This window comes from Microbacterium oxydans (assembly GCF_006540085.1).
Classification (GTDB): Bacteria; Actinomycetota; Actinomycetes; order Actinomycetales; family Microbacteriaceae; genus Microbacterium; species Microbacterium oxydans.
In genome coordinates this window covers 479,714-502,719 of sequence record NZ_BJOG01000004.1, presented here as the reverse complement: position 1 = coordinate 502,719, position 23,006 = coordinate 479,714, and the positions used below count along the sequence as shown (strand labels likewise).

At 67.9% G+C, this 23,006-nt stretch carries 21 protein-coding genes; 3 read left to right on the top strand and 18 right to left on the bottom strand.

Annotated features, from left to right (window positions below):
• Positions 1-59 precede the first annotated feature (59 nt).
• From MOX01_RS10395 to MOX01_RS19310, 8 genes are all read right to left on the bottom strand, one after another.
• Positions 60-872: a shikimate dehydrogenase family protein gene (locus tag MOX01_RS10395; RefSeq protein ID WP_061018707.1), complete on the bottom strand. Its 813-nt coding sequence runs from the start codon at positions 870-872 to the stop codon at positions 60-62.
• Positions 873-876: 4 nt separating this feature from the next.
• The gene (mltG, locus tag MOX01_RS10390) at positions 877-2,388 is read right to left on the bottom strand and encodes an endolytic transglycosylase MltG (protein ID WP_046747151.1); all 1,512 of its coding nucleotides are present in this window, start codon (positions 2,386-2,388) and stop codon (positions 877-879) included.
• A 2-nt stretch (positions 2,389-2,390) separates the two neighbouring features.
• Positions 2,391-2,864: a Holliday junction resolvase RuvX gene (gene ruvX, locus MOX01_RS10385; protein WP_046747152.1), complete on the bottom strand. Its 474-nt coding sequence runs from the start codon at positions 2,862-2,864 to the stop codon at positions 2,391-2,393.
• Positions 2,861-5,521 (bottom strand): alanine--tRNA ligase, encoded by a 2,661-nt coding sequence (gene alaS / locus MOX01_RS10380; RefSeq protein WP_141369541.1) that lies wholly within the window; start codon positions 5,519-5,521, stop codon positions 2,861-2,863. Before alaS ends, ruvX begins: the two co-directional genes overlap by 4 nt.
• Before the next feature lie 75 nt (positions 5,522-5,596).
• Positions 5,597-5,785, bottom strand: a complete 189-nt coding sequence (locus MOX01_RS10375; protein WP_046747154.1) for a hypothetical protein — start codon at positions 5,783-5,785, stop codon at positions 5,597-5,599.
• Between the two features lie 104 nt (positions 5,786-5,889).
• Positions 5,890-6,519, bottom strand: coding sequence for a 30S ribosomal protein S4 (rpsD, locus tag MOX01_RS10370; protein WP_052748643.1), 630 nt, complete (start codon positions 6,517-6,519; stop codon positions 5,890-5,892).
• A 181-nt stretch (positions 6,520-6,700) separates the two neighbouring features.
• Positions 6,701-8,026, bottom strand: coding sequence for a replication-associated recombination protein A (locus MOX01_RS10365; protein ID WP_371861857.1), 1,326 nt, complete (start codon positions 8,024-8,026; stop codon positions 6,701-6,703).
• A 101-nt stretch (positions 8,027-8,127) separates the two neighbouring features.
• Entirely contained in the window at positions 8,128-8,988 is an 861-nt protein-coding gene (locus MOX01_RS19310) for a CAP domain-containing protein (RefSeq protein WP_052748644.1), read from the bottom strand.
• A 184-nt stretch (positions 8,989-9,172) separates the two neighbouring features.
• On the opposite strand from MOX01_RS19310, the gene MOX01_RS10355 reads away from it, so the two are divergent.
• Positions 9,173-9,481: a hypothetical protein gene (locus tag MOX01_RS10355; protein ID WP_046747155.1), complete on the top strand. Its 309-nt coding sequence runs from the start codon at positions 9,173-9,175 to the stop codon at positions 9,479-9,481.
• A gap of 28 nt (positions 9,482-9,509) precedes the next feature.
• On the opposite strand, the gene MOX01_RS10350 is transcribed toward MOX01_RS10355, so the two are convergent.
• Both MOX01_RS10350 and MOX01_RS10345 read right to left on the bottom strand, forming a co-directional pair.
• The gene (locus MOX01_RS10350; RefSeq protein WP_141369537.1) at positions 9,510-10,274 is read right to left on the bottom strand and encodes a winged helix-turn-helix domain-containing protein; all 765 of its coding nucleotides are present in this window, start codon (positions 10,272-10,274) and stop codon (positions 9,510-9,512) included.
• Entirely contained in the window at positions 10,271-12,157 is a 1,887-nt protein-coding gene (locus MOX01_RS10345) for an NAD(P)/FAD-dependent oxidoreductase (RefSeq protein WP_141369535.1), read from the bottom strand. Before MOX01_RS10345 ends, MOX01_RS10350 begins: the two co-directional genes overlap by 4 nt.
• A gap of 214 nt (positions 12,158-12,371) precedes the next feature.
• On the opposite strand from MOX01_RS10345, the gene MOX01_RS10340 reads away from it, so the two are divergent.
• Together MOX01_RS10340 and MOX01_RS10335 are read left to right on the top strand one after the other, a co-directional pair.
• Positions 12,372-13,724: a DUF349 domain-containing protein gene (locus MOX01_RS10340; RefSeq protein WP_174799772.1), complete on the top strand. Its 1,353-nt coding sequence runs from the start codon at positions 12,372-12,374 to the stop codon at positions 13,722-13,724.
• A 64-nt stretch (positions 13,725-13,788) separates the two neighbouring features.
• Positions 13,789-14,340 (top strand): type IV toxin-antitoxin system AbiEi family antitoxin, encoded by a 552-nt coding sequence (locus MOX01_RS10335; protein ID WP_058633073.1) that lies wholly within the window; start codon positions 13,789-13,791, stop codon positions 14,338-14,340.
• Here MOX01_RS10335 and MOX01_RS10330 read toward each other — a convergent pair.
• The 8 genes from MOX01_RS10330 to MOX01_RS10295 all read right to left on the bottom strand — a co-directional run bounded on the left by MOX01_RS10330 (position 14,327) and on the right by MOX01_RS10295 (position 22,969).
• Positions 14,327-16,579: a RelA/SpoT family protein gene (locus MOX01_RS10330; protein WP_046747156.1), complete on the bottom strand. Its 2,253-nt coding sequence runs from the start codon at positions 16,577-16,579 to the stop codon at positions 14,327-14,329. The genes MOX01_RS10335 and MOX01_RS10330 overlap by 14 nt on opposite strands.
• A gap of 65 nt (positions 16,580-16,644) precedes the next feature.
• Positions 16,645-17,634, bottom strand: coding sequence for a protein translocase subunit SecF (gene secF / locus MOX01_RS10325; RefSeq protein ID WP_046747157.1), 990 nt, complete (start codon positions 17,632-17,634; stop codon positions 16,645-16,647).
• Positions 17,634-19,382 carry a protein translocase subunit SecD gene (secD, locus tag MOX01_RS10320; protein ID WP_046747158.1) on the bottom strand — a complete coding sequence of 583 codons (1,749 nt, stop codon included), beginning with the start codon at positions 19,380-19,382 and terminating at the stop codon, positions 17,634-17,636. The genes secF and secD overlap by 1 nt, the downstream gene beginning before the upstream one ends.
• Positions 19,383-19,437: 55 nt before the next feature.
• Positions 19,438-19,857 carry a preprotein translocase subunit YajC gene (locus MOX01_RS10315; protein WP_371861855.1) on the bottom strand — a complete coding sequence of 140 codons (420 nt, stop codon included), beginning with the start codon at positions 19,855-19,857 and terminating at the stop codon, positions 19,438-19,440.
• Positions 19,858-19,929: 72 nt separating this feature from the next.
• Complete coding sequence (gene ruvB / locus MOX01_RS10310; protein ID WP_141369533.1) at positions 19,930-20,955, bottom strand: Holliday junction branch migration DNA helicase RuvB; 1,026 nt, start codon at positions 20,953-20,955, stop codon at positions 19,930-19,932.
• Positions 20,948-21,568, bottom strand: coding sequence for a Holliday junction branch migration protein RuvA (ruvA, locus tag MOX01_RS10305; RefSeq protein ID WP_046747161.1), 621 nt, complete (start codon positions 21,566-21,568; stop codon positions 20,948-20,950). Before ruvA ends, ruvB begins: the two co-directional genes overlap by 8 nt.
• Positions 21,569-21,577: 9 nt before the next feature.
• Positions 21,578-22,162, bottom strand: coding sequence for a crossover junction endodeoxyribonuclease RuvC (gene ruvC / locus MOX01_RS10300; RefSeq protein WP_141369531.1), 585 nt, complete (start codon positions 22,160-22,162; stop codon positions 21,578-21,580).
• Between the two features lie 45 nt (positions 22,163-22,207).
• The gene (locus MOX01_RS10295; RefSeq protein WP_046747163.1) at positions 22,208-22,969 is read right to left on the bottom strand and encodes a YebC/PmpR family DNA-binding transcriptional regulator; all 762 of its coding nucleotides are present in this window, start codon (positions 22,967-22,969) and stop codon (positions 22,208-22,210) included.
• Positions 22,970-23,006 lie beyond the last annotated feature (37 nt).

Genomic DNA, 23,006 nt, shown 5'->3' with positions numbered 1-23,006 from the left:
CCAGTCTCCCACGGGTTCGACCTGCCCCGCGCCGCGTTTCGTCGTCCGCGCCGACCGTCTCAGAGAGCGGCGCGCATGGCGGCGATCACAGAGTCCTCGTCCTGCAGCGCGATCGCCGGATCTCCGTTCCGGAAGATGCGGATCTGGCGCACGGCCTGGTGCAGCAGCATGCCGAGTCCGGAGATGGCACGGTCTCCGCCCCACAGCGCGGCGAGGGCAGATGGCCAGGGTGCGTACGCCACATCGAAGAGGACTCCGCCTGACGCGGCCAGTGCTGCGGCGACATCCGCGGAGAGCTCAGCGCCTCCGGGCAGCGTCGCCACGGTGAGGTCCACGTCAGTCAGCGGCGCGTCGAAGGAGTCGACGTCGACGATCACTCCGAGCCGTTCACCGAGTTCCACGAGTGCGGCAGCGGCTTCGGGGCGCCGCGCTCGGACGTCGACACGCACGGCGCCGAGCTCGGAGGCGGCGACGAGTGCGGACGACGCCGTGGCTCCCGCGCCGAGGATGCGCACCTGCCCCGCCTCGGGCACGTCGGCCTCCGTGAGAGCGTCGACGATGCCACCCACATCGGTGTTGAAACCGGCGAGATGCTCCCCCAACAGGAGCGTGTTGACCGCTCCGGTCAGCTCTGCGTGACGATCGACCGTCACCGCCGCACGGAACGCCGCCTCCTTCAGGGGCATGGTCAGCGAGAGGCCGCGCCACGTGTCGTCCAGCCCCGCGAGTGCCGGCTCGAACTCCTCAGCGGCGACTTGACGCCGGCCATAGACCCAGTCGAGTCCGAGCACGCGATATGCAGCGGCATGGAGCGCAGGCGACTTGGAATGCCCGATGGGATCGCCCCAGACCGCCAGACGAGAGCGCGTCACCGGCTCAACAACCGGCGTCGGGGTTCGCCCGGCACCACTCGCGCCATTTCTCGATGCCCTGCTCGTGCTCGGCCATCGTCTCGGAGAACTGCGTCTCCCCCGTCGCCAGGTTGATCGTGACGAAGTACAGCCACGGGCCGTCGGCGGGCGCCATCGCGGCCTTGATGGCGGCATCGCTCGGGCTGGCGATGGGCGTGAGCGGCAGACCGGTGCGCACATAGGTGTTCCAGTCGTTGTCGTCCTCCAGAGCTTCCTTGGAGCTCGAGACGACCCCCTCATGCAGCGAGCCGTACCCGTACTGCGCCGTCGAGTCCATCTGCAGCTTCATGTCGATGTCGAGACGGTTCTGGATGACCCTCGACACCTTCGCGAAGTCGTCGAGCCGGCCTTCGCGCTGGATGATCGACGCGATCGTGAGGATCCGCTCCGCATCGGCGGCGGGCACGCCTGCCGCGTCGAGCGATTCCCGCGTGCGGTCCACCATGCGCTGGATCACCTGCGGCGCCGTGACTCCCGGGTCGAACTCGTACACCGCGGGGAACAGCCAGCCTTCCAGACTCGGTGCGTCCACTCCGTACGCCGAAGGATCCTGAACCGCCGCTTCGAAGTCGGCCAGCGGAAGACCGAGCGTCTCAGCCATACCGGGGAGCGACGAGACGATCGTCCCGCCCTCGGAGACGGAGACGGCGTTGGCCATCTTGTTGCCATCGTCCTTCAGCGCCGCCAGGGCGGCTTCTGCCGTCATCTTCTTCTGTAGGCGGTACACGCCCGGATAGAAGGTCACGGCGAGGTTCTCGTCGACGATGTAGTCGTAGAAGACGTCTTCGGTCTTCGTCACACCGGCTTCATAGAGGGCGGTGGACACAGGCCCCCCGGTGTCCCCCTGCTTGATGGTGACGAGGGCTTCGCCGTTGGCCAGCCCGGGCTCCCAATCCTTCGACTCGCCCCACCCCATCGCATCACTGATCTTGTCGCCGTAGGTGTTCCACACCCACGCGCCGCCGGCGGCGATCCCACCGAAGATCGCGAGAACGATCACGAGCGCGATCAAGCAGCCCTTCCGCCGCTTCTTCTTCTTGGGCTTCGCATCGACGTTCTCATCGTGGGGGACGAAGAGGGCGTCGAGGCCACCGCCGATCGCGGGCCCCGCTGCATCGGCGACGGGAGCCGACGCCGGGACGGCCTCGGCTTGTGCCCGTGTCGTCGCGTCAGCCGCGTCAGCAGAGGCCCGCACCGGAATCGGAGACGGTGCCGACGCGTCCGCGCCGACGGCGTCATCGGCAGAGGCTCGCACCGGCGCGCTCGAAGGCTGCGCCGCCGGGCCGGCGGTGCCGCGGGCCGGTGTGGCCGTCCCCTCCCCCGAGGCCGCTTCCCTCGCGGCACGTCGCGATCCGGGAGCAGGCGCGCTGTCGTCCACGGTCGGAATCTGTCTCGTCGGTTCGGGCAGATTCTCGAACAGGTCCCCCAGCCGGGCATCGGTGTCGGGCTCGGGTGTGGCGCTGTCACGTTCAGACATCGTCAGGCGTGCTCCTCGTCAGGCGAGATGGTGGCACCGGCCGGGTTTCCGGTGCTCTTCTCCATGTCGATCGCCTGCTGCAGAAGCACCACGGCGGCGACCTGATCCACAATGCTACGAGACTTCTTCTGAGATCTCCCGGAACTGCGCAATGCCGCGTGGGCGGTCACGGTGCTCAGCCGTTCGTCCACGAGCCGCACCGGGAGCCCACTGCGCACCTGGAGCGCGGCCGCGAACTCGCGGGCATCCGTCGTCGAGGGGGTGTCCGTTCCCTGCATGTTCACTGGCAATCCGACGACGAACTCCAACAGGTCGTACTCCTGTGCGATCTGGACGATGCGGTCGATCGAGGCGTCATCCCGCGGCACGGTCTCCACCGGCACCGCGAGCATCCCGTCGGGATCGGAGCGCGCGACACCGACCCTCGCTCTTCCCACGTCGATGCCGAGACGCACTCCGCGACGGAACCCGCTCACGCGCTGTGCAGCTCCTGGGAGATGGCGTCGAGCGCCGCGGGGAGTGCGGCGACATCCGCTCCACCGCCCTGTGCGACGTCGTCTCGTCCGCCGCCGCCGCCGCCGAGCACGCCGGCTGCGCGCTTCGCCAGCGCGCCGGCCTTCGCGCCGGCCGACCGCGCCGCCTCGTTGGTGGCGACGACCACGACCGGGCGTCCGTTGACCACGGCGCCCAGTGCCACGACAGCCGCCTCAGAACCGAGCCGATCACGGACACCGTTGACGAGATCGCGCACGTCATCCGCAGAAGCCACGTCACCGAGGTTCTGCGCAGCCAGACGGAACTCTCCGACGCGCGTCGCAGCCTCGACGATCGACGGGACCTGACCCGCCCGCTCCTTCGCCTCGAACTGCGCGATGCGCTTCTCCGCCGCCTTGAGGCTCGCGGTCAGATCGGCGATACGCTCGGGCAGCTGCTCGCGAGGAGTCTTCAACGAACTGGTGAGCTGCGACACGATGGCACGCTCAGCGGCGAGCTCGCGGAAGGCATCGGCGCCGACGAGCGCCTCGATACGGCGGTTCGATGCCCCGACCGACGACTCGCCGACCAGGCTCACCAGTCCGATCTCGGCACTCGTGCTCACGTGCGTACCCGCGCACAGCTCGCGGGACCACGGGCCGCCGATGTCGACCATGCGCACCACGTCGCCGTACTTCTCGCCGAACAGGGCCATGGCCCCGGCTTCCTTGGCCTCGTCGAGCGAGACGATGCGCGTGGTCACTTCGAGCGAGTCCTGCACCGCGCGGTTCGTGATCTCCTCGATCTCGCTTCGGGTGTCTGCCGAGAGCGCCTGCGACCACGCGAAGTCGAAGCGCATGTAGCCGGCGCGGTTCAACGATCCTGCCTGCGTCGCCGTCGGACCGAGCGTGTCGCGGAGCGCGGCGTGCACGAGGTGCGTCGCCGAGTGCGCCTGGCGGGCGGCACGGCGGTTCGCGGCATCGACGACCGTGGTCGCGATGTCGTCGACGGCGACGCTTCCGCGCGTGACCTCGACGGTGTGGCTGATCAGACCGGGAACCGGCTTCTGCACATCCAGCACTTCGAGGACGTAGCCCGGGCCAACGATCGTGCCCTTGTCAGCGACCTGACCGCCGGACTCTGCATACAGCGTCGTCTCGGCCAGCACGACCTCGGCGATCTGACCCTCGGCGGCGCTGCGCACCGGAACGCCGTCGACGAGGAGTCCGAGCACACGCGACTCGACCTCGAGCGCCGTGTACCCGTCGAATCCGGTCTCGCCCAGGGCGCGCAGTTCACGGTAGACCGACACATCGGCGAGCTGCCGCTTGCGATTGCGGGCGTCGTCCTTGGCGCGCTGACGCTGCTCCTGCATGAGATTGTCGAAGGCGGCACGGTCGACGTCCAGCCCCGCCTCCTCGGCGACCTCGAGCGTGAGGTCGATGGGGAAACCGTAGGTGTCGTGCAGAAGGAACGCCTCCGGCCCGCTCAGCGTCTTCCCGCCGCCCTTCCTGGTCTCGTCGAGCGCGAGGTCGAGGATCGTGGAGCCGGCGACGAGGGTGCGACGGAACGTCTCCTCCTCGGCGAACGCCGACGCCGAGAGCACCGGCCAGTCCTTCTCGAGCTCGGGGTAGGTGGTCTTCATCACGTCGCGCGACGCGGCGAAGAGCTCGGGGAAGACCGGCTCGTCGACGCCGAGCAGCCGCATCGAACGGACCGTGCGGCGCATCAGACGGCGGAGGATGTATCCGCGCCCCTCGTTGGAGGGGCGGACTCCGTCGGAGAGGAGCATGAGCGAGGACCGGACGTGGTCGGCGACGACGCGGAACCGCACGTCGTCCTCATGCTGCACGCCATAGGGCCGTCCGGAGAGTTCGACGGCACGATCGAGCACGGGCCGCACCTGGTCGGACTCGTACATGTTGTCGACGCCCTGCTTGAGGAAGGCGACGCGCTCGAGGCCCATCCCGGTGTCGATGTTCTTCATCGGGAGCTCACCGACGATGTCGAACTCGGTCTTGCCGCGGATGTTCTCGATGAAGTCCTGCATGAACACGAGGTTCCAGATCTCCAGGAACCGCGAGTCGTCGACGGCGGGGCCGCCGTCCTTGCCGTAAGCGGGGCCACGATCGAAGAAGATCTCCGAGTCGGGGCCACCCGGGCCCGGCTGACCGGTGTTCCAGTAGTTGTCCGCGCGGCCGAGACGCTGGATGCGCTCGGGCTTGAGCCCGATGATGTCGCGCCAGATCGCTTCGGCCTCGTCGTCGGTCTCGTAGACCGTGACCCAGAGGTCCTTCTCGTCGAAGCCGAGACCGCCGTCGGACTCCGCGCTGGTCAGCAGCTCCCAGGCGTAACGGATCGCGCCTTCCTTGAAGTAGTCGCCGAAGGACCAGTTGCCCAGCATCTGGAAGAACGTGCCGTGACGGGCGGTGCGGCCCACCTCTTCGATGTCGTTGGTGCGGATGCACTTCTGCACGTCCGCGATGCGCGGGTGCGGAGCGGGCACGACCCCGGTGAGGTACGGGATCATCGGCACCATTCCGGCGACCGTGAACAGCAGGGAAGGATCGTCGCTGACCAGAGAGGCGGAGGGGACGATGAGGTGGTCGTTCTCCTCGAAGAAGTCGAGGTAACGCTGCGCGATTTCCGCAGTTTTCATAGGGGTGCCAGGTGTCCTAGGTCGCGTGGAGGGATGGTCGCGTTGAGCGATGCTGCGCGAGGCGCGCAGGAGGTGTCAGTTCTGTTCGGGCTCTGCAAGCCGAGCGTCTTCGGCGCGGTAGGCGTCGCCGATCAGGGAGGTGAAGCCGTTGATGCGGGCATCGACCTCGGCGAGGATGTCACGACCCCGCGGGTCCTTGTTCATGAAATGGGCCGCGACGAAGCCGCCGATCACTCCGATCAGGAACCACTGCAACTTCTTCATGACGCCATCCTTGCCTCTGAGCCGCGAAGGCGCGGTGATCCCATCGTATGCAAAAACGACGAGAGGCGTCGGGTTTCCCCGACGCCTCTCGTGTATGCGGTGTATCAGCGAGCCGCGTAGTACTCGACGACGAGCTGCACTTCGCAGGTCACGGGGACCTCAGCGCGCTTCGGGCGACGGACCAGACGTGCCTGGAGCTTGTCGAGCTCGACCTCGAGGTAGCCGGGAACGGGGGGCAGGACCTCGGCGTGACCGCCGGCTGCTGCCACCTGGAAGGGCTCGGTGCCCTCGCTCTTGGGCTTGACGTGGATAAGCTGACCCGGCTTCACGCGGAACGACGGGCGGTCGACGAGCTGGCCGTCGACCAGGATGTGACGGTGCACGACGAGCTGGCGAGCCTGCGCGGTGGTGCGGGCGAAGCCCGAACGCACGACGAGAGCGTCGAGACGCATCTCGAGAAGCTCGACCAGGTTCTCACCGGTCAGGCCGTCCTGACGACGAGCCTCGTTGAACGTGTTGCGCATCTGCTTCTCGCGGATGCCGTACTGCTCACGCAGACGCTGCTTCTCGCGCAGACGGACGGCGTAGTCGCTGTCTGCCTTGCGCTTGGTGCGGCCGTGCTCACCCGGAGCGTACGGGCGCTTCTCGAGGTAGCGGGCGGCCTTCGGGGTGAGTGCGACGCCGAGGGCGCGGCTGAGACGCACCTTGCGGCGGTCCTGGGACTTCGTGGTCACGAAGCGTTCCTTCCGATGACGCGGTCGCGGCTTTCGCGACTCGCGGACGTATCGTCCGCGTTCTGCCTTGGAGCGCACGCCGGGGCGCCAGCAAGGTGTGGTGTGAACGAGGAGATGCCCGAAAACTCGGTTTCGAGCCGCTCAAGTCTAACAGATCGTGTCTCTCGACCGGATCTGCGGGTCAGCGATCGCCGAGGATGCGACGGATGCGCTCGAGCCGGGAGCCGATGTCACGCTCCGCACCGAGGTTCTTCGGCTGGTAATAGCGTCGGCCGTCCAGCTCATCCGGCAGGTACTGCTGGGGCACGATCCCGAACTCGCTGTCATGGGAGTAGACGTACCCGCGGCCGTGCCCGAGTCGCTTCGCGCCCGGATAGTGAGCGTCGCGCAGATGAAGCGGCACCCTGCCGAAACCTCCCGCACGGATGTCGGCGATCGCGGCGTCGATGCCCACATAGGCGGCGTTCGACTTGGCGGTGGTCGCCAGGTACACGGTCGCCTCCGCGAGCGGGATGCGCCCCTCCGGCATACCGATGAATGCCACGGCATCGGCAGCGGCGACGGCGATGACCATTGCCTGCGGGTCGGCGAGGCCCACGTCCTCCGACGCGGAGATGACGAGGCGCCTGGCGATGAACCGCGGATCCTCCCCCGCCTCGATCATGCGGGCCAAGTAGTGCAGCGCCGCATCGGGGTCGGATCCCCTGATCGACTTGATGAACGCACTGATGACGTCGTAGTGCTCATCACCCTGACGGTCGTACCGCAGCAGCGCCTTGTCGACCGCCTGGGCGATGTCATCGGCAGAGACCTCGGGCGGCCCCGCACTCTCGTCCTCCTCGCCACCAGCGCCGTCACCGGGCTCTCCTGCTGTCGTGGCGTGCGACAGGGCCACGCCCGCACCGGCCTCCAACCCCGTGAGGGCGCGCCGAGCATCCCCCGATGCGAGTCTCAGGAGGGCGGATCGAGCTTCGTCGCTGAGCGTGACGGCTCCGTTGAGTCCCCTGGCATCGGTCACCGCACGGTCGACGAGCACGCCGATGTCCTCGTCGGTCAGTGGCTGCAGGGTCAGCAGCAGAGAGCGCGAGAGCAATGGTGAGATCACCGAGAAGGACGGATTCTCCGTGGTCGCGGCGATGAGGATCACCCACCCGTTCTCGACCCCGGGGAGCAGAGCGTCCTGCTGCGCCTTCGTGAAGCGGTGGATCTCGTCGAGGAAGAGGATGGTGGTCTGACCGTAGAGATCGCGTTGGTTCACCGCCTCCTGCATGACTTCGCGCACGTCCTTGACGCCGGCGGTGATGGCGGACAACTCGACGAAGCGTCGCCCCGACGAACGCGCGATGGCCTGTGCCAGCGTGGTCTTGCCGGTGCCCGGCGGCCCCCACAGGATGATCGATACGGCTCCCGGCGCTGCCGCCTTCGGATCAGCGAGGGCGACGATCGGCGAACCGGCCCGGAGCAGGTGACGCTGCCCGGCGACCTCGGCGAGGGAGGTCGGGCGCATGCGCACGGCGAGGGGCGTCTGCCCGGAGAGCAGCGGCGCGGAAGGGGTCACCCGCCAAGGCTACTCGGGGCGAGCGACATCGCCGTCTCAGGAAGTCGCCGTCACTGGAAGAGGTCGACGAACTCGAGCTGCCTCGCCTGCCCGGTCGTGCCGAGGGAGATCTGGTTGCCCGGCGCCGAGGAGACCACGCGCGGTTGCCACCCGATGCTCGACACGTGTCCTCGTCCGGACACCGTGTTGCCCGGACTCCACACCCGGAGAGCCTCCATTCGAAGCCCTCGACCGGTCGTCCCCGCCGTCACCTCGGTACCGGCACCCTGCGTGCAGACGGGTGTCATCCACCCGATGTTCTGCACATGGGCCTGAAGGCAGATGACCTTGCCGGTCTGCTGCCGCACCGCGACGGCTTCGAGACCCAGCCCCTGCCCCGTGGTGCCGCCTCCGGCGATCCATCCCCGCTGAGCGACGTGGCTGCGCACGGAGGCATCCTGCCGCGAGACCGTCGGAGTGGGCGTCGATACCGGATACTTGGCGAACACCTGCGTGGCGTAGCCGTTGACGAGACCGATGCCGATCGTCGTGTAGTCGCCGAGGATGTTCGCACGGTGCCCCGGCGAGTTCATCCATGCGGCGACGACGGTCGCCGACGAATAGCCGGATGCGACGTTCTCGGCTGCCCTGCTCCAACCCCCGGGAATCTGGCTCGAGTACTGCGGGTTGTGGTACATCCGGCCTTCGCGGGACTGGGTCGCCGACCAGTTCTGCGCGACCGTCGTCACATCCCCGTCCAGCACCAACGGCGCCAGTCCGTTGGCGGCCCGCGCGGCGTTCGTGTCCGCGAGGATCCGTGCGACATCCGCGTTCGGTGGTGGGATCTCCGCCGCGCTCACCGGCGGCACGACGCCGAGCACGGCAGTCGCGCTGACGACGAGGGCCGCGACCAGGTTTCGGGTCCACCGCATGAGCGTGCTCCTTTTCGTACTGAGGCGATCAATAGCCTAAAAGTAGTCGGTCCATCACGGAATGACGAGCGTTCGCCGTTGAACCGTGCCGAACGGCCGAACGCAGCGCATCGGTGCGACGGGCCGACGACGCTAGGCTCTGAGGCGAGGTCGCACAGCGACACAGTGAGGGGAAACAGGACAGATGGCAGCACGCGGGTCCAAGAATGCACAGCAGCGCACGCAAGCGGAACGCGCCCGCATCCATGCGGCCCGCAACGCCGTGCATGAAGGACTGATCCGGCGCCGCACCCGAGACAACGCGATCGGAATCATCGTCGGCGTCGTGATCGTGTCGGCGGCGATCGCGAGCCAGGTCGTGCACGCGCAGGTCACTGCCCCCGAACCCACGCCCACACCCACGGTCGCTCCGACCGGGACACCGGCCCCCAGCGAGACACCGGCTCCCACCGAGGAGCCCGTTCCCAGCGAGGAACCGGCGCCCACCGAGTAGCCTGCACACGCTCTCCTGACGAGCGCCCTCATCGGGGCTCGTCCACCGCCAGGCGATAGCCCCGCTTGACGACCGTCTGGATGAGATCGCCACGCCCCAGGGAGTCGCGCAATCGCCCGACGGCGACTTCGACCGCTCGATCGCTGCGATGGCCGCCGGGAAGCACCTGACCGAGCTCTGTGCGCGAGAGCACGCGGCCGCGGGCGAGGAACAGCGCTTCGATCAGTGCCACCGCTCCACCCGACAGGGGGACGAAGCCGTCGTCGAGAATGACGCCTCCGCTGCGAACCTCGAGGCGTCCAGCCACCGTGAGAGCGGATCCTGCCCCGCTCCGATAGTGCGCGAGGACGCTCTCCGCCAGCCCGGCCTGCGTCGACGGCTCGACGTGTCGAGCACGCAGCCCGATCGCCCGCAGTCGGGTGGCCTCCCGTTCCTCGACGGCGATGAGGAGCAGCCTTTCCGCCTCCGTCCGCCGCCGGTTGGCGTCGAGGGCGCCGGAACTCTCCGCCGCGTCGACCCACGCCGCCGTCGACGCCGTGAACAGCACAGCGTCAGCGCCGCCGGCACCTGCGCGGTGGACGGCGCGACACAGGGCGACCGGAGCCGGTGTCGTCACTCGAGGCGTGACGACACGCAGCAGTTCCGCCCCCGCTCTTTCCAGGACGCGACGCCAGCCGTCATCGTTCGACCCGCCCCTCCCGGCGGAGGGACCTCCGGCGGATCGCGCCTCGTCCGACACGATGATCCTGCATCCTGCGAGCACCGGGCGTGCCCCCGAACGCCCGGTCGTCATGCGGGGTTCTCCGCGCGCAGCGGCGAGGCGCGGTGCCGACCCATCGAGTGACCTCGATCGGCCCAGCCTGCGTCCATCGCTCTGACAGCGTTCCGTGCAGCATCGCTTGACGGCCTCGGATGCGGTGACACAGACTCACCGCTGGGGAGCGACTGCTCCTGGGCATCGCCCGAGCCCGTGCGCAGCGGGGACTCTTCGCACAGGATCCCGACCGCGGCCAGCCGTTCCCGCAACGCCGAACGCTGTCCCCGACGGACTCCCCGCAGCTCGATCCGCGAGTCGACGACCTGCAGCGACAGGCCGAGGTCCAGCGCGATGCAGCCGATGTCGACGAGCTGCTGCGGGCCGAACTCCCCTCCCCCCGCTGCGGAGAGGCTCACGCGACTGCCTGCAGACGCCGACCCGACCACACGACGTGCCCGCTCGCTGGAGGCGTCTTCCCCTTTCTGCGGCAACCGCTCGTCAGCCAGCTCCAAGAGCGCACGAGCCACAGCCAGACTGCAGCGCGCACAGTCGGGCTCCCTTCCAAGACGCACCCCGAACTCGGTGAATGTGGTCAATCCTTCTGTGCGGATCACTTCCCGGAGTTCGCGCGACGACATCCCGATGTGGACGCAAGCCGGGATCGTCCCACCCTCGTCCGGAGCCGTACGCCCCAGTTCCTCGGCGACCTCGCCCCGTAACCGTTCGCCGACAGCCCGCCGAAAGGCGACATGCCCGCTCGTATCGCCCATGAGGATGCCCCCGAGGAGAGTCTGCGCATCGTCGCTGAGGACCAGCTTGCGGTAGGCACCGCCGCGACGGGAGAGCGTGACGACGTCGACCGCACCCGGAGAAGCCGCCCACGGCTCGCCGAAGCTCACGATGTCGACCCCGGCGATGGTGCGGTGGAGACAGGCTTCGTGCCCCGTGAACCGCGTCGCTCCCCCGCACGCCCGCTCCGCTGCGACCTCCGCCGTGGAGTGCGCGCCCGCGGCGGAATCGACGGCACGGTCGTCGAAGCGGGCCGCTTCGCCGATCGCGAGGATGTGTGGATCCGAAGTGACGCACCGATCGTCGATGATGACCCCGCCCTGCGCGTGCACACCGAGCCCCGCGTTGCGGGCGAGTTCGTCACGCGGACGCACGCCGACAGTGAACAGCACGACATCCGCCCGTTGGAAGGTCCCGTCCTGGAACTCGAGAGCGGTGACCGCACCCGAGTCGTCCGCGTCGAGCCGCGTCGTCCTCGTACGCGTGCGCACCGCGATGCCTCGATCTGCGAGAGCGGACTGCAGCACGCCGGCACCCACCTCATCCAACCGGTCGGGCAGCAGGCGATCCGCATACTGCACGATCGTGGTTGCGACCCCCGCCGCGTCCAGAGCGACCGCCGCTTCTAGCCCGCGTCGGCCTCCCCCGATCACGACGCCGCGCAGCGGGCGCCCCAGGACGCCGGATCGCGCCTCGACGAAGGTCCGGATCGCTTCCGCGTCCTCGATCGAGTGCAGCACGAAGCACCCGGGAAGCCGAGCTCCCGATACGGCAACCTGCGAAGCGAACGAACCGGTGGCGAGCACCAGCGTGTCGTAGGAGTATGTGCGCCGGGAGCGCGTTCGCACGGTGCGGGCCGTGCGATCGATGCGCAGCACGCGGTCATCACGCACCAGCCGGACGCGGTCGTCACGGAAGACGGAGCGGTCCAGTTGGAGCTCTGCGGGATCGTCGCCGGAGAGGAGCCCCGCCACCTCGGACCTGTCGTACGGACCGTACCCCTCGTCTCCGATGACGGTGACCCGCGCGGCCGTTCCCGGGTCGCGGAGCAGCCGCTCGACGAATCGATGCGCCGCCATCCCCGCTCCGACGACGACGATCTCGCCCGGTGGGGATGTGGTGTCCTTCATACTGCTCCTGTCGACCGGATGACTGTCGTCCTGGCGACCCTAAGAGGGTCGTGTTTCCCGGAGATGACGAGCTGTGTGTCCTCCGTCGAAAGATCTCATCACAGAACGGTAACGATCCCGCGTGACGCCCTGGCCTCACCCGCGGCGCTTCGGCGTACTAGGCTGAGCCTCGTCCTTTCCGCCTCCCGCGGCCCGACCGCGCAAGGAGAATCACGTGTCTGCCAACGAGCCCACGAAGCCGACTCCCCCCATCCCCGGACCCCCCTCCGTGCCGATGCCCCGCAAGGCACCGACGCCGGCCGCCGTCACGCCTGCCGCACCGGTGCCCGCCGCATCGTCGACGTCGGCGGAATGGGGGCGCGTCACCGAGGACGGAACCGTCGAGGTCAAGGAAGGCGACGCGTGGCGCGTCGTCGGACAGTACCCGGACGGTACGCCCGATGAGGCCCTCGCCTACTTCGTCCGCAAGTTCGACGACATCGCCTTCAAGGTGCATGCACTCGAACAGCGCCATCAGGCCGGCGGCGCATCCGCGAGCGACCTCGCCAAGCAGGCGAAGCACCTGATCGACGAAGCCACCGATGCCGCCGCGGTCGGTGACCTTGCCGGTCTTCGCGATCGACTCAACGCTCTGACCTCGTCTCTCTCGGAGGCGACGGAACAGGAGGCGAAGCAGGCCAAGGAACTCGTCGACAAGGCGATCGCCGAGCGAACCGAACTCGTCGAGCGCGCCGAGGCGATCGCCGCACGTGACCTCAGCAAGGTGCAGTGGAAGCAGGTCACGGCTGAGCTCGGAGAGCTGTTCGACGCCTGGCAGGCGCAGCAGCAGAACGGGCCGCGCCTGTCGAAGGGAATCTCCCAGCAGCTCTGGAAGCGTTTCCGGGACGCGCGGGCCGTCGTGGACAAGCAGCGCCGCGCCTTCTACTCCGAGCTCGACGACGCTCACAAGGTCGCCCGCGACGCGAAGACCCGTCTCGTGGAGCGTGCGGAAGCCCTCGCCCCCCGCGGTACCGACGGCATCCCCGCCTACCGCAACCTCCTCGACGAGTGGAAGGCGTCCGGCCGCGCCGGACGAAAGGCCGATGACGCGCTGTGGGCGCGCTTCAAGGCCGCGGGCGACGCCCTCTATGCCGCCCGTGCCGAGCAGGCTGCCGCTGAAGAAGCGGATTCCGCTCCGAAGATAGAGGCACGCGAAGCACTCCTCGAAGAGGCGAAGGGTGTCGCAGACGAGCCCAACATCAAGCGAGCTCGCGCGCTCCTGACCCGCATCCAGCGGCAGTGGGACGAGATCGGACGCATCTTCCCCCGGGACAAGGAGCGGGCGCTCGACGACAAGCTCCGCGCCATCGAACAGGGTCTCAAGGCCCGGGAAGATGTGGACTGGAAGAAGAACAACCCCGAGACCAAGGCGCGCGCGAACGACATGAGCTCTCAACTGCTGGAAGCCATCGAGAAGCTCGAGGCCGAGGTCGCCGCGGCGGAGAAGGCCGGCGACACGAAGGCTGCCAAGGCCGCAGCGGATGCTCTGGAAGCACGCCGAGCCTGGCTGAGCGCACTCGGAAGCTGACCCGTTCTCCACAGGTCCCGCACGACGACGGACGAGGCGGGGTGCACTGCGTCAGACTGACGTGATGCACCCCGCCCTTCTGTACCTGCCCGGCGTTCGGCTGAGTGAGGCGGAGCTCAGCGCGGCACGGATCGACGGGCATGTGGTCGAGGTCGGGGACGCCTATGTCCCGGCGGACCTGATCGAGGGATCGGATGTCAGGGCGAGCGCTGTCGCATCGCTGGTGCGCGCAGGAACCGCGGCGTCAGGGCCGACGGCTGCGTGGATCCATGGCGCCGGCGATGGTCCACCGGGCGTGCATCATGTGCGACGGTGCGTCGAACGACGGATCCGTGCGACGACGAACTCACGACTCGTCTTCCACGACACCGTCGTCGCCTCTTCCGAACTGGAGTCGATCGGCGGAATCCTCGTCACAACGCCGGTGCGGACCATGCTCGATCTCGCCACGACCGTGCACCGCGATCCGCGCGTGCTGACCTGGATGGACAGACTCGCGCTCGTGTCGCCCGACGTGCCGGAGGAGGCGTCCGCCATGCTGCGCCGCATGTCGCGCGTTCCTGGAAGCCGCGCGGGACGGGCCGTGCTGGACAGGCTCGCGGTCAGGAAGAGGTGACGCGATAGACGTCGTACACGGCGTCGATCCTGCGTACCGCGTTGAGCACGCGATCGAGGTGCACGGCATCACCCATCTCGAAGACGAATCGGCTCAGAGCGAGTCGCTCGTCCGTCGTGGTGACCGTCGCCGACAGGATGTTGACATGGTGCTCGCTCAACACGCGGGTGACATCGGAGAGAAGCCCCGAACGGTCGAGCGCCTCGACCTGGATCTGCACCCTGAAGACGCTCTTGGTGGTAGGAGCCCAGGAGACCTCGACGAATCGGTCCTGTTCAGCACCCAGCGCCTTCACGTTCACGCAGTCCGCACGGTGGACCGAGACGCCGCTGCCACGGGTCACGAACCCGACGATCTGGTCGCCCGGAACCGGGGTGCAGCATTTCGCGAGCTTGACGAGGATGTCGTTGGCGCCGCGCACCAGCACGCCGGAGTCACCCGACCGCGGCTCACGCGTCTGCACGCTGCCGGGAAGGTCGATGGCCCCCGTCGCGGGGTCGTTCGCCGCGACGAGTGCGGTGACCTTCTCCAGCACGGATTGGGTCGAGACGTGCCCCTCGCCGACCGCCGCATAGAGCGCGGAGACGTCCTCGTAGTGCATGCCCCGTGCCACTTCCGTGAAGGAGTCATGGCTCATGAGTCGCTGCAGCGGCAGGTTCTGTCGACGCATCGCCCTCGCGATGGCCTCCTTGCCCTGCTCGATCGCCTCCTCGCGGCGCTCCTTCGTGAACCACCCGCGGATCTTGTTGCGGGCGCGCGTGCTCGCAACGAACCCGAGCCAGTCCTGGCTGGGTCCCGCGTCGGGGTTCTTCGAGGTGAACACCTCGACGACGTCACCGCTCTTAAGCTCGGACTCCAGAGGCACCAGGCGACCGTTGACCTTGGCGCCCATCGTGCGGTGGCCGATCTCGGTGTGCACGGCGTAGGCGAAGTCCACCGGGGTCGCGCCGGAGGGCAGCCCGATCACCCGGCCCTTCGGCGTGAAGACGTAGACCTCCTTCGCGCCGATCTCGAACCGGAGGGATTCCAGGAACTCTCCAGGGTCGGCGGTCTCGGCCTGCCAATCGGAGATGTGCGCGAGCCAGGCCATGTCGGTGTCGGACGCGCGGACCTCGGTCTTGCCGCCGCCGTTCATCCGCTCCTTGTACATCCAGTGCGCAGCGACGCCGTACTCGGCCTGCTGGTGCATCTCATGGGTGCGGATCTGGATCTCGACCGTGCGGCCGGCGGGGCCGATCACCGTGGTGTGCAGTGACTGGTAGAGGTTGAACTTGGGAGTGGCGATGTAGTCCTTGAAACGACCCGGCAGCGGAGTCCAACGTGCGTGGATGGCGCCGAGCACCGCGTAGCAGTCGCGCACGGAGGACACCAGCACCCGGATGCCGATCAGGTCGTAGATGTCGTCGAACTCACGGCCGCGGATGACCATCTTCTGGTACACCGAGTAGAGCTGCTTGGGGCGCCCGACGACCTTGCCACGGATGCGGAGATCCCGCAGGTCTTCGTCGATCTCCTCGACGACCTGGTTCAGGTACTTCTCGCGCTGCGGGGTGCGCTGCGCGATGAGGCTGTGGATCTCGTTGTAGATCTTCGGGTGCAGCACCGCGAAGGAGAGATCCTCAAGCTCCGACTTGATCGCCTGGATTCCGAGGCGATTCGCCAACGGAGCGTAGATCTCCAGGGTCTCCTTGGCCTTCTTCGCCGCCTTCTCCGGCGGAACGAAACCCCAGGTGCGCGCGTTGTGGAGGCGGTCGGCGAGCTTGATCAGCAGCACTCGGATGTCCTTGGACATCGCGACGATCATCTTGCGGACAGTCTCGGCCTGCGCGCTCTCGCCGTACTTCACCTTGTCGAGCTTGGTGACGCCGTCGACGAGCATCGCGACCTCGTCGCCGAACTCGGCGGTGAGATCGGTCAGCGCGTACCCGGTGTCCTCGACGGTGTCGTGCAGCAGCGCTGCGGCGATCGCCCGCGGCCCGAGACCGAGTTCGGCGAGGATCTGGGCGACCGCGAGCGGGTGGGTGATGTACGGCTCACCGCTCTGGCGCTTCTGCCCCTCGTGCTTCTCCTTGGCGACCGCGTAGGCCCTCTCGATCACCGAGAAGTCGCCCTTGGGGTGGTTCGCCCGGACTGTGCGGATCAGATTGTCGAGGTCATTGATCCTCGACGCGCGGGAGAAGATGCGGGGAACCAGCCGTCGCAGACTCGAGCCCTGCGATGACGTCTGCGGTTCCGCCATCTACTCACCTCCTGATCGATCAATCCTACGCGTGCTGTGCGGCACCGGCCCCGCTGAGGAACCGATCAGACCTCGACGGCCGCCCTGCTGCGAGCCTCTCGGATGCGGGCATCCCGTGCCTTCAGCTGCGGCTCGTTCTCGCGGAACAGCGAGTAGAGCGGAGCAGCCACGAAGAGCGTCGAGTAGGTGGCCACGAGAATGCCGACGAAGATCGAGAGCGAGATGTCGGTGAGCGACTCCGCGCCCAGCCAGAACGCGCCGATGAAGAGCACCGCGCCGACCGGCAGAGCAGCGACGACGGACGTGTTGATGGAGCGCACGAGCGTCTGGTTCACCGCGAGGTTGACCGACTCGCCGAACAAGCGGGCGGACTTCTCCCCGTCTTCGGTCGTGTTCTCGCGGATCTTGTCGAACACGACCGTGGTGTCGTACAGCGAGTACGCGAGGATCGTGAGGAAGCCGATCACGGCCGCCGGCGAGATCTCGAAGCCGGCCAGCGCGTAGATGCCCACCGTGATCACGAGCACGTCGAGGAGACCGATGATGGCCGCAGCCGACATCTTCCAGGTGCGGAAGTAGATCGCCAGGATCAGGAAGGTCAGGGCGAGGAAGATCGCGAGACCCCACAGCGACTGCTTGGTGACGTTCTCACCCCACGCGGGTCCGATGAAGGAGGAAGTGACGTCGGACGGATCGACGCCGTATGCCTTCGCCAGTGCCTCGCCGACCTGCTGGGTCTCGGCAGCGCTCATCTGGTCGGTCTGGACGCGGACGTCCTTGCCGCTGACGACGACGACCTTGGTCGCAGCGCCGGGGACGACCGATTGCACGGCTGTGGTCGCCGTCTCCTGATCGAGGCTGTCCGGCGCCTGCACGGTGAACTGCGATCCACCCGTGAACTCGATCGAGAACTGGATAGGACGGATGAGCGGCACCAACGCCGAGCCGACGACCAGGATGATCGCGATGATGAACCACAGACGGCGCTTGCCGACGAACGGGAAGGAGGTCTTCCCGGAGTAGAGGTTGTTGCCGAACTCATTCATGGAAGGCATCAGGCGTCTCCCTCACTTCCGGCTTTGGTGGATCTCTCGCCCGTGAGGGCCTCGGCGCGCTTGCGTTCGGCGATCGTCTGTCTGCGGTCGGCCTCGCCGCGGGACCGCGCGTTCTTCGCGCCCCGCCCGACCGACGCCGTGGTGACCTCTCGGTACTGCGAGCGGCTGCGGTACACGGCCCCGAGAGCTTCGGGATCGAGTCCGGACAGCTTGTGGCCGCCGCCGAAGAAGCGGGTGCGCGCGAGAAGTTGCATCACCGGGTGCGTGAAGATCACGAAGATGAACACGTCGATGAGCGTCGTGAGTCCGAGCGTGAAGGCGAAGCCCTTCACCGTGGCATCGGCCAGGATGTAGAGGACGACCGCCGCGAGGATGTTGATCGACTTGGAGATGTAGATCGTGCGCTTCGCACGACCCCAGCCGTCCTCGACCGCCGCGGTGATCGACTTCCCGTCACGGAGCTCGTCTCGTATTCGTTCGAAGTACACGATGAACGAGTCGGCGGTGAAGCCGATGGACACGATGAGACCGGCGACACCGGCGAGCGAGAGGCGGAACCCGATTCGCCACGCCAGGATGCAGATGATGATGTAGGTGAGCACCGCCATCACCGCGATCGACGCGATGATCACCGACCCGAGCGCTCGATAGACGATCAGCGAGTAGATCGCCACCAGCGCGAGCCCGATGAGGCCCGCGATGAGACCGATCTGCAGCTGCTGCGTACCCAGCGTCGCCGAGATCGTGTCGGAGCTCTGCACCGTGAAGCTCAGCGGAAGGGCACCGAACTTGAGCTGATCGGCGAGAGTGGTCGCGGACTCCTGCGTGAAGCTTCCGGAGATGCTGGGGCGACCATCGAGGATCTGCCCGTTCATCCGCGGAGCGCTGATCACGTTGCCGTCCAGCACGAAGGCGAACTGATCCCGCGGCGTGAGCCCGTCGATGCGGTTCTGGTTCAGGCGGGTGCTGACCTTGCCGAACGCATCGGCCCCGTCGCCGTTCATCGTGAGCTGCACCAGCCAGGCACCCGACTTCGGGTCGCGACCGGCCGAGGCGTCGGTGATGGCCGTGCCGTCGAGCTCTGCCGGTCCAAGGATGTACTTGGCGCTCCCGTCCGCCGAGCAGGCGATGAGCGGCTGGTCCTTCGGCGCCTTGGAGGCGTCGTTCTCCGGGTTCGCGCAGTCGTATGCCTGGAACTCCGCGGCCAGCTTGTCGGTGACCCAGGAGAGGTCGCTCGCGTCGGTCGGCTCGGCCGTCGGCGTCGAGTTCAGACCCGGATCCGGGCTGGGGTACGGCGTCGAGTTGCCGTCCTCGCCCACGAACTCGTTGGTCGCCGCCGTCGTGTAGAGCACGGGACGGAACTCCAGCTGAGCACTGGACTGGATCCGCTCCCGCGTCTGCGCGTCGGCCTCACCGGGGATCTGGACGACGATGTTCTGTCCGCCCTCGGTCGTGATGTCGGCCTCGGCGACGCCGGACGCATCGACACGCTGCCGGATGATCGCCGCGGCCTGGTCGAGCTGCTCGGACGACGGAGCCGCTCCGTCCTCGGTCTCCGCACTCAGCACGATCTGTGTGCCGCCCTGCAGATCGAGGGCGAGCTCAGGTGTCCACGAGCTCGCGGCCTCCCCGTTGCTGTCCTTAAAGACGTACACGCCCAGTGCGTTGATGCCGAAGAGCACGCCCGTCACGAGGAGCAGGCCGAGAAGGACCCGCCAGGCGTGACGGACGGGAGAGGATGAAGCCACGTGTGTTCAGCTTTCTGGAAGGACGGAGATCCGAGGGGCCGCGTCGGCCTCGGCGTTACTTGTCGTCGGCGTCGCGCTCGAGGCGAGCGCGGGTCTCCTCGGGGGTCTCGACAGCCGGGGCGACCGGCTCCTCGACGACACGCTCCTCGACGACACGCTCCTCGACGATGTCGTCCGACGGTGCGTCGACGACGACATCCTTGGGCTCGACCACGCGCAGGATGGCCTGGCTGTGCACGTCGATGATGGTGCCGGGAGCGATCTCGACGAGCGCGGGGGTGTCGAGGTCGTCGGGGTCGTACGCGACGATCGTCCCGTAGATGCCGCCCTGCAGGAGCACCTTGGCGCCCGGGACGGTCTTGGTGGCCTTCTCCTCCTGCTCGGCCTTCATCTGCTTCGTGCGCTTGCGCGTGTTGAAGATCATGAAGACGAGGAGAACGGCGAGGAGGCCGAAGAGCAGGAATTCCATGGGCATGGGGGAAGCGCCTTTCTCAGGTGCACGCTCCAGCCTTTGGGCGCGCGAAGGTATCCGGGAAGTCTTCAGTGATTATAGGTCATCCAACTTAAGCATCCCGTCCGGATGCGCGACACCCAGGTGCGCGTACGCCTCCGGCATCGCCACACGGCCGCGGGGCGTGCGCCCGAGGAACCCGATGCGCACGAGGTACGGCTCGACCACGCTCTCCACGGTCTCGGCTTCCTCACCGACGGCGACAGCGAGCGTGCTGAGGCCGACCGGGCCACCGCGGAACCGTCGGACGAGCGCTTCGAGCACGGCACGGTCCAGGCGATCGAGACCGATCGAATCGACGTCGTACAGATCCAGGGCCGCACGGACCTCGCGGATGGTCGCAACTCCCCCCGTGTGCACCAGCGCATAATCGCGCACCCGGCGAAGGAGGCGGTTCGCGATGCGCGGGGTGCCGCGGGACCGTCGGGCGATCTCGGCGAGCGAGTCGGTCGGGAGGTCGACGCCGAGCACGGCCGCGGATCGTGCGATCACCTGCTCCAGCTCGCCCACCTCGTAGAACTCGAGGTGACCGGTGAACCCGAAGCGGTCGCGGAGCGGGTTGGGCAGCAGCCCGGAGCGAGTCGTCGCGCCGACCAGGGTGAACGGCGAGAGCTCGAGCGGGATGCTCGTCGCTCCCGCGCCCTTTCCCACCATGATGTCGATGCGGTAGTCCTCCATCGCGAGATAGAGCATCTCCTCGGCGGAGCGCGCCATGCGGTGGATCTCGTCGATGAAGAGCACTTCACCGGGGACCAGGCTCGAGAGCAGGGCCGCGAGATCACCGGCGTGCTGGATCGCCGGGCCGCTGGACAGCCGGAGCGGACGTTCGCTCTCGTGTGCGACGATCATCGCGAGCGTCGTCTTCCCCAGGCCGGGAGGTCCCGCCAAGAGGATGTGATCGGCGGGACGACTCTGGATGCGGGCGGCCTCGAGGAGCAGCTGCAGCTGACCGCGCACCTTCTGCTGGCCCACGAACTCTCCGAGGCTCGTCGGCCGCAGGGCGCCTTCGATGGCGAGTTCGGTCTCGTCGGAGGGCTCGCTGGCGTCGAGGGGATCAGACACGCGCCTGGCCTCCCTGCGCCGGGCCGAGCAGGGCGAGCGTACGACGAAGCAGAGAGGCGACGGACGCGCTCTCCGCCTCTGTGGCATCCGCTGCCGTCTGGGCGGCAGCGTCTGCGGCGACCTTCTCCGACCAGCCGAGCCCCACGAGTGCCGCGGCCACCTGCGTGACGACATCGGCGCCGCCGCCCGCGGCGGGCTTCGCCGGAGCCGCGAACGCCTGCACCTTGCCGGCGAGCTGCAGCACGATGAGCTTCGCCGTCTTGGGGCCGATGCCGGAAACGCGTCGGAAGGGGGCGTCATCCTCCGCGGTGACGGCCTCGGCGATCTGATCGCTCGTGAGGTGCGAGAGCACGCCGAGTGCCGACTTCGGACCGACGCCGGTCACGCTGATCAGCAATCCGAAGATCTCGAGCTCACCGCGGTCGGCGAAGCCGAACAGCGACAGCGAGTCCTCACGGACGATGAGGCTGGTGTGCAGCAGCAGCTTCTCTCCCACCGTCGCGGTGTGGGCGACATCGGCGGGCACCGCGACCGCGAATCCGACCCCGCCCACATCGATGACGACCTGATCGGATGCCGCATGCAGGACGACGCCGTGCAGAGAGGAGATCATCCCCTCAGCCTACGGCGTCGCTCGTAGGTATGTTCGACCGACACGCTTCTCGGCCTCGGCCCAGGCACGCTGAGCGGGAGTCAGAGCCCCGGGGGCGGTCGCCGCTGCTCCCCCGCGTCGCCAGGCGTGGCAGAGGGCGATGGCCAGTGCGTCGGCGGCATCGGCCGGTTGCGGCAGTGCGTCGAGGCGCAGGATGCGGGCGATCATCGTCTGCACCTGCCGTTTGTCGGCAGCACCATATCCGGTGACGGCGGCCTTGACCTCACTGGGTGTGTGCGTGGCGGCGGGGAGCCCCGACTCGGAGGCGATCAGCAACGCGACGCCACTGGCCTGTGCGGTGCCCATCACCGAGTGCGTGTTCTGCTGCGCGAAGACCCGCTCGACGGCGACGGCATCAGGTCGATGCTCGGCGATCACGGCGCGGATCCCGGCGGCCACGATCGAGAGACGCTCCCCGATCTCCGCTTCCGGCGAGGAACGGATCACCCCGACGTGCACGAGCTTTCCGCGGCGCGATCCGTCGACATCCACGACCCCCACACCGCAGCGGGTGAGACCGGGGTCGATGCCGAGCACGCGCAGAGAGGAGGTCACTCCCCCAGGCTAGGCCGCCGATCCGACACCGGTCGCCCGGCGCGCCTAGGCGTCGTCGTTCTCCAGCTCCGCCTGGACCTCGGGACTCAGATCGAAGTTTGTGAACACGTTCTGCACGTCTTCACTGTCTTCCAGGGCATCGATCAGGCGGAAGATCTTGCGCGCGGTGTCGGCGTCGATCTCGACCTTGAGGTTCGGGACGAACTCGACGTCGGCGGACTCGTAGTCGATGCCGGCCTCCTGGAGCGCGCTGCGCACAGCCACCAGGTCGGTCGCCTCCGTGATCACCTCGAAGCCCTCGGCGTGCGGTTCGATCTCCTCCGCGCCGGCCTCGAGCGCCGCCATCATCACGTCATCCTCGGTGGTGCCCTCGGAGCCGACGACGATGACGCCCTTGCGGCTGAAGTTGTAGGCCACGCTGCCGGGGTCTGCGAGCGTGCCGCCGTTGCGGCTGAGAGCCGTGCGAACCTCAGCGGCCGCCCGGTTCTTGTTGTCGGTCAGACACTCGATCATGAGCGCGACGCCGTTGGGGCCGTATCCCTCGTACATGATCGAGAGGTACTCGACGGCCTCGCCGCCGATACCGGCACCGCGCTTCACCGCGCGGTCGATGTTGTCCTTGGGGACCGAGGTCTTCTTGGCCTTCTGCACCGCGTCGAAGAGGGTGGGGTTGCCCGCCAGGTCCGGTCCGCCGAGCTTGGCGGCGACCTCGATGTTCTTGATGAGCTTGGCCCAGGACTTCGCGCGCCTGGAGTCGATGATGGCCTTCTTGTGCTTCGTGGTCGCCCACTTGGAATGCCCGGACATAAGTCTCCGCTCGTCGTATCCGCATGAGCTCGCGCTC